The following is a 15,997-nucleotide window of genomic DNA, read 5'->3' on the forward strand; positions in this document are numbered from 1 at the left end:
TCATTGGAATAAAGTACCTCAAAAGGAATAAAACACCTCAAAAATAATCTTGTTTATTAAAAACGTCTTAAATTTGCAAAAGTCAATCTTAATCAGGAACAGTATGTCCGTAACCAACGCTCGTCATAAACTCCTTCTCTTGCTCCTGGTTCTCCTCCTTGCCCCCACAGGTTTTTCCCAGATCAGTCACGGAGGACAACCGTTACCCGTTAATGCCAGCGCCTATACCAGAGCCCTTCAACCCATGGCTATCCCCTTTGTAGAGATGCCGTCGTTCGACCTGCAGCAGGCTTTGTTGCGTTCAAGTGACGAAGAGAAACGGTTCCGGAGTCTGGAGTTCGCACACAAGTTTCACGTCTCTCTTCGTCCCGACAACTCAGGGATTACATTTACCACGTTGGACAACCGGAAGGTATGGCGAGTAGGAATCCGCTCCAGAAACGCATACTCGGTGAACATCCTCTTCTCAAAGTTTCGTTTGCCGGAAGGTGCTAAAGTTTTTGTCTACAATAGCGACCAGTCTGAAGTGTTGGGATCATTCACCCACGAAAACAACAGCGAACTCAACCTGCTGCCGGTCCAGCCCATTGCCGGCGACGAGATCATCGTGGAATACCAGGAACCGCTGGATGCTCCATTTAAGGGAGAGATCGAGATAGGTGAAGTAAATCACGATTTTCGCGGAATTTTTCGGGCTACCGAACCGAGGGATCCCTCACAATCGTGCCATCCCGATATTGTCTGCTACCCCGAAGATATCCAACCGGGCAGCGGTGTGGTGGCACTGATCATCAACGGCACCACCTATTGTACCGGATCGCTGGTGAACAACACGACGGGTGACGGAACCCCCTATCTGCTCACTGCGACCCACTGCATCAACCGTGATTACGATCCCTCTTTCCTGGCAAACCGGAGGTACGATATGGTTGCCGGAACCATCGTCGCATTTTTCTCTTATCAATCACCCGTTTGCGGCCATGAGATACGTGGGCCGCTGCAGATGACCATGGCGTCTGCCGATTCGGTTCTGATCAGTGAGCGATACGATATCTCCCTGTTGAGATTCAAACAGGTTCCGCCTAAAGAGTATCAACCCTATTACCTGGGCTGGAATGTCAGCGCCTCGCCACAACCCCCATTTCACGGCCTCCACCATCCCAACGGGGGAGTCAAGAAGGTTGCTGTCGAGAATGACCCTTTAGTAATCGGATCGTTCGATAATCCGAAATACAATATGGAGCCCAATGGACATTGGGCAGTTCGTGGATGGGACGTGGCCGCAACAGAGGAAGGGTCATCTGGTTCACCGTTGTTGGACAACGGGAAAAGGATTCTGGGTGCACTTACCGGTGGCGTGTCTGAATGCTCTTCACCGAAAGGACCCGACCTCTACTCATCGCTCTATAAGGCGTGGAACGTCACCGGTTCGCTTGGCAACCCCAATTCGCTGAAAAGCTATCTGGATCCCGTAAACTCGCAGGTCCAGCAGATTGACGGGTTCAATCCCTACAAGAACCAGCCCTATACCCGCAGTTCAAACTATTCAGTCACCGATTCCGTTATCCAGACGTACTACAACTCGATACCGATATTTGCCACCAACAACACGCTTGGTTACAACGAGTTTGCCGAGGAGTTCCATGCATCCGTTCCCACCTCCCTCGACGGAGTATTTGTCACCTCTCCCATTACCAACAATATCCAGACCCTGAATGTCCGGATCAGGATCTACTCCGACAATAACGGAGCACCTGGCAGTGTCGTATACGAGGTGCCGCTCAGATACTCATACCGCTACTATCAAAGCGGGAGCTTCCAGGAGACGCCCCGTGACATGAGATACAACGTGGAGAATTACGTAAAGTTTCCCGACCCGGTGGAAGTATCGGGAAAATTCTACATCTCCTATTCAGATGCCAACCAGATGCCCAATGGCTTCTCCCTGCTCAACGTGAAGCCCCGGAAGATCGGCTCGGGAGTACCTTCGACAGCCTGGATGAAGAATGCAACCGGTTGGGTAAAATCGTCCGAAAATATCGATCATCCGGTCAATACATCGCTGCTGATCACCCCCTACGTGATCGGATCGAGACTGTCGGAACCGGATGATCCTTCCCAGGAAGAGACGAAAATAAAGGCCTACTACAGCAGGTCGGTAGAGAGGATCTTCATTGAGTCAAACAAGGATCTGGTGGCATGGGAAGTTTTCTATGTTTCGGGTCAGAAAGTCTTTGAAGAGAAGGCTGAAAGCAGTATCAACAGGGCCTCCTTCCCGGTTGGACATCTGGCCAAAGGGGTATATGTGGTGAAAGTGCGCGTTAACGACAAGAGTGAAACCCTGAAGGTGCTGGTGAGATAGCCACTACTCTTCCTCATCTGAGTAGTTCTCGAGGAGTACCTCCCGATAGTAGTTAAAAACGGACGACTGTGACAGGATGCCCATGTATACTCCGTCACTATCCACAACCGGCAGGTTCCATGCCTTGGTATCCTCGAAGGTATTCATCACCTTCTCCATCGGCGTGTCTATCTTGATTTCGGCAGGCGATCCCACCATAAACTTGTTCACCTTGAACCGGTCATAAAGTTCCGGTCTGAACATGATGTTGCGGATATCGTTCAGCAATACCAATCCTTGTAACTTTCCATCATCGTTCACCACCGGAAAGATGTTCCGCTGGCTGGTTGAGATCACCTTCACCATATCGCCAAGCGTCATATCGGGATGGACCACCGGTATGTTGGTCTCCAGCATGTCCTCTACCTTCAGGAAGGTAAGGACTGCCTTATCCTTGTGGTGCGTGATCAGCTCCCCCTTCTTGGCCAGGCGCATCGCATAGATGTTGTGGCGTTCAAAAACCATGATGGTTGCATAGGAGCAGATGGAGACGATCATCAACGGCAGGAACAGCTCATACCCACCTGTAAGCTCGGCAATAAGGAAGGTGCCTGTCAGCGGTGCATGCATAACGCCGGCCATCACTCCCGCCATTCCCATCAGTGCAAAATTCTCCTGCGGAAGATAGGTCCCCCAACCCAGCTCGTTCAACGTATAGGAGTAGATAAAACCCAGAATACACCCCATAAACAAAGTGGGTGCAAAGACTCCTCCAGTGCCGCCACCGCCGTTGGTGGCACTGGTGGCAAAAGTCTTGAAAAGCAGGATCAACACCAGAAATATCACAATGCCCCATCGGCTCTGGAAGCTATAGAAGAAACTGCCGTTGAGCAGATCACGATATTTACTGCCTCCGGCAAGAAGTGTTTCGATGGAGTTGTACCCCTCACCGAACAATGGCGGAAACAGGAAGATGAGGGTGCTGAGCGTGACACCACCCAATGCAAACCGACCCCAGGGCTTCAGCCGGGAGTAGAGATCCTCGCTCCAGCTCATGGTCCGGGTGACATAAAGCGAGAGAAAGCCGCAGATAATCCCCAGCATGATGACGAAGGGTATCCGGTGGAGAGTAAAAGGCTCCATCTGCGAGTAGGCAAACATGGCGTCCGTTCCGGTGAGGATATAGGAGATGGTAGTGGCCGTAACGGCCGTCACCAGCAGGGGAAGGATGGACGACAACGTCAGATCGAGCAGCAACACCTCTATCACAAAGAGGATTCCGGCAATAGGTGCCTTGAATATCCCGGCAATTGCACCTGCAGCACCACAACCTACCAGTAGCATCAGGTTACGCTGATCGAGCTTGAAAAAGCGCCCCACGTTCGAACCGATGGCCGATCCCGTCAATACGATAGGCGCTTCTGCCCCTACCGATCCGCCAAAACCGATTGTGATGGAACTTGCCATCAGTGAAGTATAGATGTTGTGTGGCTTGATTCGGCTTTTCCGTTGTGAGATGGAGAAGAGGATCTTTGTAACGCCGTGGCTGATATCGTCCTTTACCCAGTACTTGACAAAGAGTCCGGCAAGCAGGATACCAATGATGGGATAGACCAGATAGAGGTAATTGGCACCGGTTTGTGAAAAATTGTTGGTGAGAAACAGTTCGATGAAATGGATGGCGAGCTTCAGCAGGTATGCAGCCAATGCAGTAAGTATTCCCACAATGAAACAGGTAAACAGCAGGAAATGACGCTCCTTGATGTTTTCCTTCCTCCAGAGGTGGATTCTATTGTACACTTCACCGATATTCATTCTCTCTCTTTACTTTCTTATGATACTGATGGTTCCATCATTCGACAACTTGATTATTCCCGAAGGTTCTCCCTTGCCGGTTTCGTTCTGTCGATACTCAACAATGTAGTCCACTGCACCCCTTATCTCTTCCGGAATCTCGCCGAAATTTGACGGTGCGACCTCTCCGCTCAGGTTGGCTGAGGTAGAGACGACAGGTTTGCGAAACGCTTTACAAAGTGCGGCAGAGAAAAGTTCCGTTGTAATACGGATTCCGACCGACCCGTCAGGCGCAATCAGGTTGGGAGCCAGGTTTCTGGCCCCGTCGTATATGATGGTAAGCGGCTTGTCGGCAAGCTCAATCAGATCCCAGGCTATCTCGGGTACCTCGGCAACATAGTTTTGCAGTTTTACCGGATTATCCAACAATACCAACATCGATTTCGAGTCGTTACGCCTCTTTATTTCGTAGACCCGCCTGACGGCATCTTCGTTGGTGGCGTCACAACCTATCCCCCAGATCGTATCGGTGGGATACAGGATCACTCCCCCCTTCTGCAATACTTCACACGCTCTTCTGATCTCTTCCTGCATACGCTTATTTTTTGATTTTCTGCATTACAATGACATCGACAAATTCCCGGCTTACCGTAACCCAATCCTTCAGGACGGCACTTTTTTCATACTTGGCCTTCTCGAACAGGGCCCTGCTTGCTTTGTTCCCGGCAGGCACAAAAGCATAGAGCTGATGGAGTTTCAAATGGTTGAAGGCATAATCCTCCATACAGGACAACGCCTGCAGTCCATAACCTCTCCGGCGGAAATCCTCATCCACCAATATTCCGATCCCGGCACGGCCGTTAAGCGGGTCGAAATCGTACAGGTCGATTGTCCCGGCCGCCCTATTGCTTCCCTTGTCAACAATCATCATCCGCAATTGCCTGACCTGATAAATATCCTGCCGGGCATCCTGCAGATATTGCCGGAGAGCAAACTTCGAAAAAGGCGTCACGGTTGACCCGTTCTCCCACAGGCGGGTATCATTCTCCCATCGGTAAAGCTGATCCAGATCCTCAGGTTCCAACGGTCTCAACAAAAGGGCATCCCGGACAAAATAACCGCTCATTGTACCTCCTCCTTTTCCCGGACAACAGACTCCAGCTCCTGGAGAGATGGTTGGCAGAACATGTAGACGATAAAGGAGACCAGGGCCAGCCACATAAAGTTTCGTCCCTGTGACAAGCCATAGAGCAATATGTTGCCTGCCGCAACCAGATTCACGACATAGATCCTCAACAACCAAGCATTCCGGTAACGTTTCACGATCGTCTCCCTGCTACTGCCCTGCGAAACTTTCCTGATCTTTTCGGCAAACAGTTTCAGGGCTCCGGGAATGGCCAACAGCGTAATGGCAATGGCATACATCTCCACAGTCACCGTTGTCTGAACCAGCGGATCTGCAAGGGTAGCCCTCACCAGCGCCAGCAGGAACAAGAGGGCCATAACAGCTATGCTGATCCAGTAGTGCCTCTTCAACAGGTTAATTCTCCTTCTCATTTTAACTTATACGATTCGTCGAAGGGAGTCCGGTTCAGAATCGACCTGCCAAGTGTGATTTCATCGGCATACTCAATCTCATCGCCTACCGCCACTCCTCTCGCAATAATACTCACTTTCACGTTGTACGGATGCAACTTGCGGAAGATATAAAAATTGGTTGTATCACCCTCCATGGTTGCACTCAGTGCCAGGACAACCTCTTTCACCTCTCCTTGTCTGACACGCTCTTCCAAACTGGAAATCTGCAGGTCGGACGGCCCGATCCCGTCGATGGGTGAAATAACTCCTCCCAGCACATGGTAGAGACCGTTGAACTGGGAAGTACTCTCGATTGCCATCACCTCACGGATATTCTCCACCACACAGAGTGTTGAAGCATCTCTTGACCGGTCGGCACAGATACCGCAGATCTCACTGTCGGAGATATTGTGACAACTCCGGCAATATTTCACCTCCTGTTTCAGTGTAACCAGGGCCTGAGCAAAACCTTCTACCTGCGAAACATCCTGTCTGAGCAGATGCAGGACAAGCCTCAATGCCGTTTTTCTACCTATACCGGGTAATTTTGCAAATTCGTTGACTGCATTTTCCAGCAAAACCGAGGGATAATGTAAACTCATCAAATTCAAAAACCAATTAAACCACAAATATAGTAACTATTTCGATAAGCGAGAGAAATCGGGGAGCGAAGGCGACTCAATTATTTTCCTTTTCAACCATTGATACTTACAAATAAACTTTTATCTTTGTTCTGAATTTGGTTACAGTTTGAGCCCCATAACCTTTAAACAGAAAACATTAAAAATATACTCTCTATGAAGATTTACAATTTTAGTGCAGGCCCTTCAATATTGCCGCAGTCGACAATTGAAAACACAGCTGAGGCTGTGAAGAATTTCAACGGAATCGGGCTCTCCATTCTTGAAATCAGTCACCGGTCGAAAGAGTTTCAAGCCGTCATCGACGAAGCGGTGTCTCTCTTCAAGGAACTGTTGGAGATTCCCCAGGGATATTCCGTACTCTTTCTTGGAGGAGGTGCTAGCATGCAGTTCTGTATGGTTCCCTACAATCTGATGGAGAAGAAAGCAGCCTACCTGAATACGGGAACCTGGGCCAGCAAAGCCCTGAAAGAGGCAAAACTGTTTGGGGAGGTAGTGGAAGTTGCCTCTTCAAAAGAGTCGCTTTTCAATTATATCCCTAAAGATTACACGGTTCCGGCAGATGCAGACTACTTCCACATCACCACCAACAATACCATTTACGGCACCGAGATCCGGAAAGATATCGACAGTCCCGTACCATTGGTGGCCGACATGTCTTCCGATATTTTTTCCCGCCCGGTGGATGTATCCAAGTATGGTCTGATCTACGGCGGTGCACAGAAGAATCTGGCTCCTGCAGGAGTTGCTTTCGTTGTAGTGAAAGAGGATCTTCTGGGCAAGGTTACACGTCCGATACCGACCATGCTGGACTACCGTACCCACATCAAGGAGGGTTCAATGTTCAATACCCCGCCCGTTTTACCGATCTACTCGGCAATGGAAACCCTCCGTTGGCTGAAGGGTTTGGGGGGACTGGCGGCAATGGAGAAGATCAACATTGAAAAGGCAGCACTGTTGTATGATGCCATCGACAGCAGCCGGTTATTTGTCGGCACGGCAAAAGAGGAAGACCGTTCCATCATGAACGTATGCTTTGTCATGAAGGAGGAGTACAAAGAGCTGGAAGCCGAATTCCTGAAATTCGCCACAGAGCGAGGCATGTCTGGCATCAAAGGACACCGCTCCATCGGAGGATTCCGCGCATCCATCTACAACGCAATGCCCAAATCGGGGGTACAAGCCCTGGTTGACTGCATGAAGGAGTTCGAAAGGACCCATTAGTTCTCTGATTCATAACCACAAAATTACGTGCCGGATAAAGGATTCTTCCTTTTCCGGTACGTTGGATCAATTTACCACAACAACTATTATGAAATTCTTAATCGCAACCGAGAAACCATTTTCTCCAGCGGCAGTTAAACAAATCAGGGAGGTTATCGAAAATGCTGGTCATGAAACCATCCTGCTGGAGAGGTATGTAGAGAAGAGTGAACTGTTGGCTGCCGTGCAGAGTGTCGACGCGATGATAGTCCGGAGCGATATCATCGACAAGGAGATACTGGATGCCGCGACCAACCTGAAGATCATTGTTCGTGCCGGAGCCGGGTACGACAATATTGACCTCCATGCGGCAACAGCCAATAACGTATGCGTTATGAATACCCCCGGGCAGAACGCCAATGCTGTGGCCGAACTGGTTTTCGGCATGCTGCTCTATCTTGTCCGTAGTGGCTTTGACGGTTCAATCGGCTCGGAACTGAAAGGGAAAAAAATTGGACTTCATGCCTTCGGATATGTGGGAAAACGGGTAGCGGAAATTGCAAACGGTTTTGGAATGGTGGTGTTGGCCTATTCGCCATCGCTGGCTCTAAACCCAGAAGCGGGAAAAAGATTCAACGTAGCAGTCGTGCAATCCCCCGAAGAGCTCTATGAGAGTTGCGATATCGTATCGCTTCATATGCCCGCTAACGAACAGACCCGGGGCAGCATCAATTATGGATTATTGGGCAGGCTGCCGCAGAACGGGGTTGTGATCAACACTGCACGCAAGGAGGTGATCGACGAAACCGCCCTGATGCGGATCATGGAGGAACGGGCAAACTTCAAGTATGCTACCGACATCAAGCCGATCAATCACGACAAGATGGTGCGGAAGTTCGGAAACCGCTACCTGGCATCTGTCAAAAAGAGCGGAGCACAAACCAATGAGGCCAACCTAAATGCAGGAATCGCTGCGGCTGAGCAGATTGTAAGGTACTTTGCCGAAGGTGACGAGACATTCAGGGTGAATCCTGTAAAATAGATAAATGAATAACGGAAAGAGGGTGAATTCCAATCCGGGTTCACCCTCTTTTGGTTTTTTTAACCATAAATGATCTCCAAAAAGTGCACTTATTACGATATTTTCATACTTTTGTATCGTAGACAATTAGAATGAACAGGGTTATGGAAAGATTGACTCCTCAGGAAGAAAAGATCATGCTTCACATATGGCGCATTGGAAAGTGTGCCATAAAAGATGTCCACGAAAGGCTTGAAGATCCGAAACTACCCTACACCACCGTGGCGTCGGTATTCAACAATCTTGAGAAAAAGGGTTATCTCTGCAAATCGCGCTCCGGCAACATGAAGGTTTTTACACCGAAAATATCGGAAACAGCCTACAAAAAATATTTTCTGTCGGGAGTGGTGAAAAGTTATTTCGACAATTCCTATAAGGAGCTGGTATCGTTTTTTGCCAAGGAGCAGAAAATTTCGTCCGAAGAGCTGGCAGAGATTATCCGGCTAATCGAACAAAATCAAAAGAAGGAGAAATAGCATACCGGTCATTGCACAGGAGAAGAATGAATAAGGAAGGGTTACCGCCAACTTTGCGATAGAGAAGGGGGGCACCATAAGTGATGTTCAGGTTGTACGTAGGGTTGATCCGGCATTGGACAGTGAGGCTACGCTTCATGCTACCTGTCACTTTCAGTCTGGAGAAAATGGTCCCCTGAACAACGAAGTGCTACGGGTAATCGATATGGTGTCAGAGTGAACTCCTCTGAGCAGGCAACTCTTGTCGCTTCCCGTCTGTATGGGGTGAGGTCTACAGGCTATGCAGATCATTGAGCCTGCTCCTAATTGAACAGGTCGTCGATACCCTCGCTCTGCTCTATCGGTTGTTCATTCAGGTAGAAATCGGACGAGTAGCGCTCCATGTCATAGCAGGGCTGAAAATCGGCAGGAATATCGAATTTGCCATTATCTTTGTAACCCAGTTGAGGATCGGCATAGACCCGCTGATAGAACAATCCGTGAATCGGTAGTGCTGCGGCTGCCCCCTGACCGTATGTCATGCGGTCGAAATGGATGGAAGGCTCTTCACCTCCTACCCAGGCCGAAGCCACGATTTCGGGTGTGAACGACATGAACCAGGCATCTGAATTGTCGTTGGTCGTTCCGGTCTTGGCCCCCATCTCTCCTTTCAGGTTGTAGACGCGGCGCAGTCGTCCGCCCGTGCCTCCGTCGACCACCGCCTTGAGCATATCGAGCATCTTGTAGGAGGTAGTTTCACTGAAGATCTCCTGCATTCTGGGGACAAAGTTGGCCACCACATTCCCGTAGGAGTCCTCGATCCGGGTAACCAGCAGCGGTTCAACCCTGATGCCACGGTTGACAAACGCCGTATAGGCTCCAGCCATCTCGTACACCGAAGCATCGTTCGGACCCAACGCCAGTGAGACAACCGGATCGGCGGGGCTCTTCAATCCGAAGGATTTCAACATCCGCGCAAAAGCGTAGGGCGAGAAAAGGCTCATCAGATAGGCAGTCACCCAGTTATCGGAGTTTTGCAATCCCCATTTTATGGTCACAAAATGGTTAAGCGCCTCCCTGGTATTGCGTGGCGTCCAGGGCTCACCGGTCTCGGCAATCAGGGTTACCGGTCCGTGAATCATCCCATCGCAGGGACTCAACCCCTCCTCCATTGCCAATGTATAGAGATAGGGCTTGATCGTCGAACCGATCTGCCTTTTCCCGCTGCTTACCATATCGTACTTGAAATGGCCGAAATCGGGACCTCCCACATAGGCTTTCACATGACCCGTCACGGGGCTCATCGCCATGAATCCTGCCCGGAGGTATCCCTTGTGGTAACGGATGGAGTCCCACGGAGTCATTGTAGTGTCAATCTCTCCCTTCCAAGAGAATACTTTCATCTCTACCGGGGTATCCTTGAAATTGCTCAATATCTTCTCCTCACTCCAGTTCTGTTTTTTCAGAATCCGGTAGCGGTCGGTCTGCTTCATGGCTGTCTGCATGAATCTCTCGACATCGTTCGCCACGCTGTTGGAGTAGGGAGCATATTTCTTGCCCCGCTTTTCCGCGTTAAACTGGGGTTGCAGATACTGCAGATGCTCCCGGACAGCCTGTTCGGCATATTTCTGCATGCGTGAATCGATGGTGGAGTAGATCTTCAGACCATCGGTATAGATGTTGTAACTAGAACCGTCCGGCTTCTTGTTCTTGTTGCACCAGCCATAAAGCGGATCGACCTCCCAGGCAAGCGAATCTTCGGTAAACTGCTGTTTTTGCCACGATGCATAATTTTTCCGCTCAGGCTTCACCGCCATCATCACCTTGGCCAGGTGCTGGCGGTAGTAGGGAGCAGGGATAGCTACGTGGTCGGCACGATTGAAGTTCAGCTCGATAGGCAGTTTCTGAAGCGAATCTACCTCCCTTGAAGTGAGATGTCCCGCCTTACGCATTTGCGTCAGCACCACATCGCGCCGCTCCTTGGTTATCTTTTCCCGCCTGATCGGGTTGTAGTACGACGAGTTCTTCAACATCCCCACAAGCATGGCCGACTCCTGAATGTTCAGGTCGATAGGCCGCTTGTTGAAATAGGTGCGCGCCGCCGATTCAATCCCTACCGCATTGTAGTTAAAGTCATACTTGTTGAGATAAAGATTGATGATCTCGTCTTTGGTATAGAACCGCTCCAGCTTCGTGGCAATCACCCACTCGATGGGCTTCTGGAACATGCGTTGCAGCTTGTTGCTCGCTTTGGGAGAGTAGAGCAGTTTGGCCAACTGCTGGGTAATGGTACTGCCACCACCGCTACTCTCATCCTGAAGCAGCAACGTCTTGAAAACGGCACGGCCCAAACCGATAAAATCGATTCCCGAATGGGAATAGTAGCGACGGTCTTCTGTTGCTACAAGCGCATGGATAAGATGAGGAGAGAGTTCGTTGTAACTTACAAAGATCCGGTTTTCATCGGTCTGCGAATAGGTAAACAGGAGCTGATCGTCCGATGAAATTACCTGCGACGCATACTTGTCGATAGGGTTCTCCAGCTCGTCGATGCGAGGCAGGTATCCGATCAATCCGGATGACATCAGCAAGAAAGCGACAATATTTGCAGCGACAAAGAGGAAGAAGAGTCGCCACATCCATTTGACAATGCTTTTTTGGGACAAGTTGCCCTTGTTCGTTTTTTTATTCGATCCCGATTTTTTCCCCATAGTCAGAATGAAACCGATTGGTTGTTGATTTTAACAAGATTTGGCGCAAAAATACGCAAAACCGATGAATAACTCCTCACCGCCGGTGTTAAAAAGATGGAACAAACCCTTTTACAGACCGCTGAAATCAACCCCTTCAAAAACCAATGAGGGGATACGCCACGATGAAGTCAGTCGCGGATCGTTTCCGGTCTCCACCAGTGAACTCCATAATGTGATCATGTTTCCGGTAACATTCATCTCCGAAAGGGGTTGGGTCAGTTTACCCTTTTCAATAAGAAATCCCTCAATCCCGTATGAAAAATCGCCGGTTGAGCTGTTGCTGTTTCCTCCATTGAATCCGGTAACCAGGATTCCCCGATCCACTCCGGCAACCAGTCCGTTCAGATCCTTCTCCCCAGTCTGCATGACCATTATCGAGGGATTGGCAACCGTAGGCTCGACTCCCATCTTTTTTGCATTATAGGTATCGATGTAATATGTCTTCAGCACCCCTTTGTCAAAAACAGTCCGGCGTTCCGTGGCCACCCCTTCGCTATCGAAGTAACGTGCCCCCGAGGCACCTATAAGGTGGGGTTCATCGAGCAACGTGAACTTGTCGCTCCCAACCTTCTCACCGATTTTATCTAAAAGGAAAGAGTTTTTCTGTTGCAGTGCGGAACCATAAATTGCGCTTAGCATAGGACGCAACAGTTGCCCAGAATTCATCGGGTCAACCACCATCGTGTACTTGCCCGAAGAGCTCTTTCTCTGTCCAATCTTTTGCAGGGTGCGTTCCAGCGCCTTCTGCCCTATTCCTTTCTTGATCAGGTCATCAAAGTAGAGCGACGATTCGTACCAATAGGACGACGGACGGGTCTCTCCCTCGCCTTTCACTGAAACACTTGCCGAAAGCGAATACCAGGACTGACGAGTCTCACCCTCGAATCCGTTGCTGGTAATCTGGTAACCGTAACTCTCCCCGTCGCCATACGACGATTCCACCGAGATGATCCGGCTATCCCGGCCCATTGCCTCTTCGGCAATTGCCTTTGCCAGTGCAACCTTTTCATCGGGATGCACCTTGCTGAACTTGGGATCGAGCAGTTGCAGGTCGGGTTTACCCCCTTTGTAGTAACGTGAGGCGTCGGGTAGAACACGAGCTTCATCCTTCGACAGGTAGCGCGTTGATTCTATGCCGTTCCTGATAAACGACTCCAGCTCCTTTTTATCCAACCGGTTGGTGGAATAGGTGCCGTAACGTCCGTCGACATAGAGATAAAGGCTCATTCCGCTTTCGGAAGCCTGCTGTAGTTTATCCATCTTTGCATCCCGAAGTTCAAAAGATGTGTTTGACCCCGAGTATAGTGATACTTTTGCTGCCTGGCAACCGTTCTTCAGGGCATACTCCATGGCCCATTGCGCCAGTCTCTTATTTTCGTCTGTTATCATGATTCACCTCCTACAGTTAATTTACTTACCAATGCCGACGGCATGCCGCAGGTAACCGGGCACGACTGTCCATCCTTTCCACATGTCCATGTGCCGTTATCGATCTTGGCGTTATCCGCCACCATGGTGATATCTGCCAATGCCTTCGGTCCGTTGCCGATAATATTGATATCCTTGATCGGTTGGGTCAACTTTCCGTTCTCGATCAGGTAGCCCGATTTCACAAAGAAGGTAAAATCACCGGCACCGATCTGGACCTGACCGTTGGTGAACTTGTCCACAAAGATTCCCCTCTTTACCGAGGCAATAATATCAGACTCCGTCACATTTCCCGCCTCCATGTAGGTTGCACGCATGCGGGGCATCGGCATGTTGCGGAACGATTCACGGCGGCCGTTTCCGGTGGATGGGATGCCATAGTGTTTCGCACTGATCCGGTCGTGCAGGTAACTGGTAAGGATACCCTCCTTCACAATGTAGGTCTTCTGGCCGTAGGTTCCCTCATCATCGATATTTATCGACCCGCGGTTGAAGGGGATCGTTCCATCATCCACCACATTGATATGTTCGTTGCAGATCTTCTTGTTGAGTTGTTCTGAAAAGATCGAGATATTCTTCCGGTTGAAATCGGCCTCGAAGGCATGCCCGATCGCCTCATGCAACAAGATTCCCGATCCACCCGACCCCATCACGACGGGCATCTCCCCGCCTTTGGGCTTGATGGCCTTGAAGAGGATGGCAGTATTCTCCACAGCTTCGCGGGCGATTACGTCGATCATATCGTCCGACAGGAATTCAAACCCTTTCCGGTAAGCTCTCGCCGAATAACTGTTCTCAAACCTCCCGTTTTCTTCCATAATGCAGACCGCGCTCAAGGTTACCATCGGTCGGTAATCGTAATAGCTGACCCCCTCCGAATTGCAGAAGAGAATATGCGAAGTGCTGTCGCTGAGCGATGCGGATACTTTTTGCACCCGTTTATCGAGAGAGAAGATCTTGTCGTTCAGTTTTTGAAGGTAAGGGGTCTTCTCTTTCAGCACGACACCTTCCCAAGGTGTGGAGATAGCGTAGTAATTTGACTTGATCGGCTTTTCCGTCAACGGAACCGGCTTCGCCTTGACACTGCTACTGGCAATACGGGCAGCAGTCCCGGCTGCTTTCAGCATCTCCTCAAGCGTGATGTTTTCGATGTAAGCATATCCGGTCTGATCGCCGGAAAGCACCCGGACACCCATCCCGAAATCGATGTTAGAACTGGCCCGGTTCACGATACCGTCCTGCAGTCCGATGCTATTCGAGAAAGTATGTTCGAAGAAGAGATCGGCATAATCACCTCCCTTTTCCAATGCTGCCGCCAATGTTTTGCGTACATCAGCATCAGATACACCGAAATGCTCCATGGCCGACAACACCGGTGTAGCGTTCTTATTCCCGGCAAAAGAGGAAGCGAAGGTAGGAGCAGTCGCTGCACCCAAAAGGGCAAGACTGCCTGTTCTGATGAAATTTCGTCTGTCCATAAAATAGATTTATCGTCCGTCTATTAGACTATTGTCTAAATACGACGTAAAAGTACACAATAATTTATTATTTAGACGTGCAGCGCTCAGATTTCATTACATCCCTATACCCCTGCTATCGTTTCCGTAAAGCAGTATCTCCTCATGTTTCATGTTTATTTCACTTTTCAAGGTTTTAATTCACTGTTGTCCGATAAAACTTTTTTCTGAAGAAGTACGAGGGCAAATCTGAGTTTGCCCATCGTACTAATAATTGTAGCTTTGTATTTAGCACAAAACAAGACTACAATGAACAAAAGTACTTATTTTTTCGGACAATCGGTTTTCGGACAGCTCATATCTATGATAGATTCAGGAATCATCGCTCGAAACAGCAAACGCCACAAGGCTGATCATTACGTGAAACGTTTCATGGCCAAGGATCACCTCATAAGCATGTTATTTTGTGTTTTCGCCAAATGCTCCTCCCTGCGAGAGGTGGCGGGCGCAATGCTCGGTCTTTCAGGCAAGACCAGGCATTTCCAACTCGGCCACATACCCTACAGGAGCACATTGTCGGACGCCAACAAGCGCCGGAGTGTTGATTTCTTCTCGGGCGTGTATCACGATTTGCTCCGCGAGTATCAACACGTGATCTCGGACACCCGGTTCAAGGCCGTGTTGAACAAGCAGGTCGAGATCTTCGACAGCACGGTCATCAGCTTGTTTCAGGACATCCTGAAGTGCGTCGGCAGAACACCCTCTAACGGTAAACGCAAAGGGGGGATCAAGGTGCACACCGTCATCAATGTGGACGAGCCCGTTCCCAAGATGGTATGGTTCACGTCCGCCGCCACGCACGACCACGCGCTGTTGAAGAAACTCAGCCCCGACGACAACACCATTTACGTCTTCGACAAGGGATACAACGACTACAAGGCCTTCAAGCTGTTCGGTAAGAAGGGGGCCGGCTTCGTCACCCGCATCAAGGACGACGCCGTTTACAAGGTGGAACAAGAGCTTCACGTTGAAGAATGTATTCATAGCGGCGTGCTGGAGGACACCATCATAGAGGTGACCGTCAAGGAGGACGATGGGCAGGGCAAGCTGATGTTGCGCAAGGTGGTGTTCTACGACAGGGTGTTGAAACGCAAGTTCGAGTTCCTCACCAACCTGTTCGACCTTCGTCCCGACATGATAGCCGCCCTTTACAAGATTAGATGGCAAATTGAATTGCTGTTCAGGTAGTTAAAAGGTAACTTCCCC

The 15,997-nt window shown here is 49.8% G+C and carries 13 protein-coding genes; 5 read left to right on the forward strand and 8 right to left on the reverse strand.

The window, feature by feature from the left end:
- The first annotated feature begins 103 nt into the window (after positions 1-103).
- The gene (locus tag ING2E5A_RS12135; protein WP_071137626.1) at positions 104-2,362 is read left to right on the forward strand and encodes a T9SS type A sorting domain-containing protein; all 2,259 of its coding nucleotides are present in this window, start codon (positions 104-106) and stop codon (positions 2,360-2,362) included.
- A gap of 3 nt (positions 2,363-2,365) precedes the next feature.
- Here ING2E5A_RS12135 and ING2E5A_RS12140 read toward each other — a convergent pair whose 3' ends face one another.
- Genes ING2E5A_RS12140 through recR form a run of 5 tightly spaced genes read right to left on the reverse strand, consistent with a single transcriptional unit; the run spans position 2,366 to position 6,315 of the window.
- Positions 2,366-4,156, reverse strand: coding sequence for a chloride channel protein (locus ING2E5A_RS12140; RefSeq protein ID WP_071137627.1), 1,791 nt, complete (start codon positions 4,154-4,156; stop codon positions 2,366-2,368).
- A 9-nt stretch (positions 4,157-4,165) separates the two neighbouring features.
- Complete coding sequence (locus ING2E5A_RS12145) at positions 4,166-4,729, reverse strand: L-threonylcarbamoyladenylate synthase (RefSeq protein ID WP_071137628.1); 564 nt, start codon at positions 4,727-4,729, stop codon at positions 4,166-4,168.
- A 4-nt stretch (positions 4,730-4,733) separates the two neighbouring features.
- Complete coding sequence (locus ING2E5A_RS12150; RefSeq protein ID WP_071137629.1) at positions 4,734-5,261, reverse strand: GNAT family N-acetyltransferase; 528 nt, start codon at positions 5,259-5,261, stop codon at positions 4,734-4,736.
- Positions 5,258-5,692 carry a hypothetical protein gene (locus tag ING2E5A_RS12155; protein ID WP_071137630.1) on the reverse strand — a complete coding sequence of 145 codons (435 nt, stop codon included), beginning with the start codon at positions 5,690-5,692 and terminating at the stop codon, positions 5,258-5,260. Before ING2E5A_RS12155 ends, ING2E5A_RS12150 begins: the two co-directional genes overlap by 4 nt.
- Positions 5,689-6,315 carry a recombination mediator RecR gene (recR, locus tag ING2E5A_RS12160; protein WP_071137631.1) on the reverse strand — a complete coding sequence of 209 codons (627 nt, stop codon included), beginning with the start codon at positions 6,313-6,315 and terminating at the stop codon, positions 5,689-5,691. Before recR ends, ING2E5A_RS12155 begins: the two co-directional genes overlap by 4 nt.
- A 195-nt stretch (positions 6,316-6,510) precedes the next feature.
- Between recR and serC the strand changes: the two genes are divergently transcribed.
- The 3 genes from serC (at position 6,511) to ING2E5A_RS12175 (ending at position 9,114) form a co-directional block, all read left to right on the forward strand.
- Complete coding sequence (gene serC, locus ING2E5A_RS12165; protein ID WP_071137632.1) at positions 6,511-7,578, forward strand: 3-phosphoserine/phosphohydroxythreonine transaminase; 1,068 nt, start codon at positions 6,511-6,513, stop codon at positions 7,576-7,578.
- A gap of 88 nt (positions 7,579-7,666) precedes the next feature.
- Positions 7,667-8,599, forward strand: a complete 933-nt coding sequence (locus ING2E5A_RS12170; protein ID WP_071137633.1) for an NAD(P)-dependent oxidoreductase — start codon at positions 7,667-7,669, stop codon at positions 8,597-8,599.
- 143 nt (positions 8,600-8,742) lie between these two features.
- Positions 8,743-9,114, forward strand: coding sequence for a BlaI/MecI/CopY family transcriptional regulator (locus ING2E5A_RS12175; protein WP_071138354.1), 372 nt, complete (start codon positions 8,743-8,745; stop codon positions 9,112-9,114).
- A gap of 302 nt (positions 9,115-9,416) precedes the next feature.
- Here the strand turns inward: ING2E5A_RS12175 and ING2E5A_RS12180 are convergent, their stop codons facing one another.
- From ING2E5A_RS12180 to ING2E5A_RS12190, 3 genes are all read right to left on the reverse strand, one after another.
- Positions 9,417-11,732, reverse strand: a complete 2,316-nt coding sequence (locus tag ING2E5A_RS12180; protein ID WP_231960476.1) for a transglycosylase domain-containing protein — start codon at positions 11,730-11,732, stop codon at positions 9,417-9,419.
- A gap of 183 nt (positions 11,733-11,915) precedes the next feature.
- Positions 11,916-13,235: a TldD/PmbA family protein gene (locus tag ING2E5A_RS12185; RefSeq protein ID WP_071137635.1), complete on the reverse strand. Its 1,320-nt coding sequence runs from the start codon at positions 13,233-13,235 to the stop codon at positions 11,916-11,918.
- Positions 13,232-14,752 carry a TldD/PmbA family protein gene (locus ING2E5A_RS12190; RefSeq protein WP_071137636.1) on the reverse strand — a complete coding sequence of 507 codons (1,521 nt, stop codon included), beginning with the start codon at positions 14,750-14,752 and terminating at the stop codon, positions 13,232-13,234. Before ING2E5A_RS12190 ends, ING2E5A_RS12185 begins: the two co-directional genes overlap by 4 nt.
- Before the next feature lie 288 nt (positions 14,753-15,040).
- Here ING2E5A_RS12190 and ING2E5A_RS12195 point away from each other — a divergent pair, with 288 nt between their 5' ends.
- Positions 15,041-15,979 (forward strand): IS4 family transposase, encoded by a 939-nt coding sequence (locus ING2E5A_RS12195; protein WP_197678502.1) that lies wholly within the window; start codon positions 15,041-15,043, stop codon positions 15,977-15,979.
- The last annotated feature ends 18 nt before the right edge of the window (positions 15,980-15,997 follow it).

Source organism: Petrimonas mucosa, from assembly GCF_900095795.1.
Classification (GTDB): Bacteria; Bacteroidota; Bacteroidia; order Bacteroidales; family Dysgonomonadaceae; genus Petrimonas; species Petrimonas mucosa.

Bases quoted from the DNA above. Each gene is read 5' to 3' on its own strand.
- ING2E5A_RS12135 (WP_071137626.1), top strand. From the start codon at position 104: ATGTCCGTAACCAACGCTCGTCATAAACTCCTTCTCTTGCTCCTGGTT.
- ING2E5A_RS12140 (WP_071137627.1), bottom strand. From the start codon at position 4,156: ATGAATATCGGTGAAGTGTACAATAGAATCCACCTCTGGAGGAAGGAA.
- ING2E5A_RS12145 (WP_071137628.1), bottom strand. From the start codon at position 4,729: ATGCAGGAAGAGATCAGAAGAGCGTGTGAAGTATTGCAGAAGGGGGGA.
- ING2E5A_RS12150 (WP_071137629.1), bottom strand. From the start codon at position 5,261: ATGAGCGGTTATTTTGTCCGGGATGCCCTTTTGTTGAGACCGTTGGAA.
- ING2E5A_RS12155 (WP_071137630.1), bottom strand. From the start codon at position 5,692: ATGAGAAGGAGAATTAACCTGTTGAAGAGGCACTACTGGATCAGCATA.
- recR (WP_071137631.1), bottom strand. From the start codon at position 6,315: ATGAGTTTACATTATCCCTCGGTTTTGCTGGAAAATGCAGTCAACGAA.
- serC (WP_071137632.1), top strand. From the start codon at position 6,511: ATGAAGATTTACAATTTTAGTGCAGGCCCTTCAATATTGCCGCAGTCG.
- ING2E5A_RS12170 (WP_071137633.1), top strand. From the start codon at position 7,667: ATGAAATTCTTAATCGCAACCGAGAAACCATTTTCTCCAGCGGCAGTT.
- ING2E5A_RS12175 (WP_071138354.1), top strand. From the start codon at position 8,743: ATGGAAAGATTGACTCCTCAGGAAGAAAAGATCATGCTTCACATATGG.
- ING2E5A_RS12180 (WP_231960476.1), bottom strand. From the start codon at position 11,732: ATGTGGCGACTCTTCTTCCTCTTTGTCGCTGCAAATATTGTCGCTTTC.
- ING2E5A_RS12185 (WP_071137635.1), bottom strand. From the start codon at position 13,235: ATGATAACAGACGAAAATAAGAGACTGGCGCAATGGGCCATGGAGTAT.
- ING2E5A_RS12190 (WP_071137636.1), bottom strand. From the start codon at position 14,752: ATGGACAGACGAAATTTCATCAGAACAGGCAGTCTTGCCCTTTTGGGT.
- ING2E5A_RS12195 (WP_197678502.1), top strand. From the start codon at position 15,041: ATGAACAAAAGTACTTATTTTTTCGGACAATCGGTTTTCGGACAGCTC.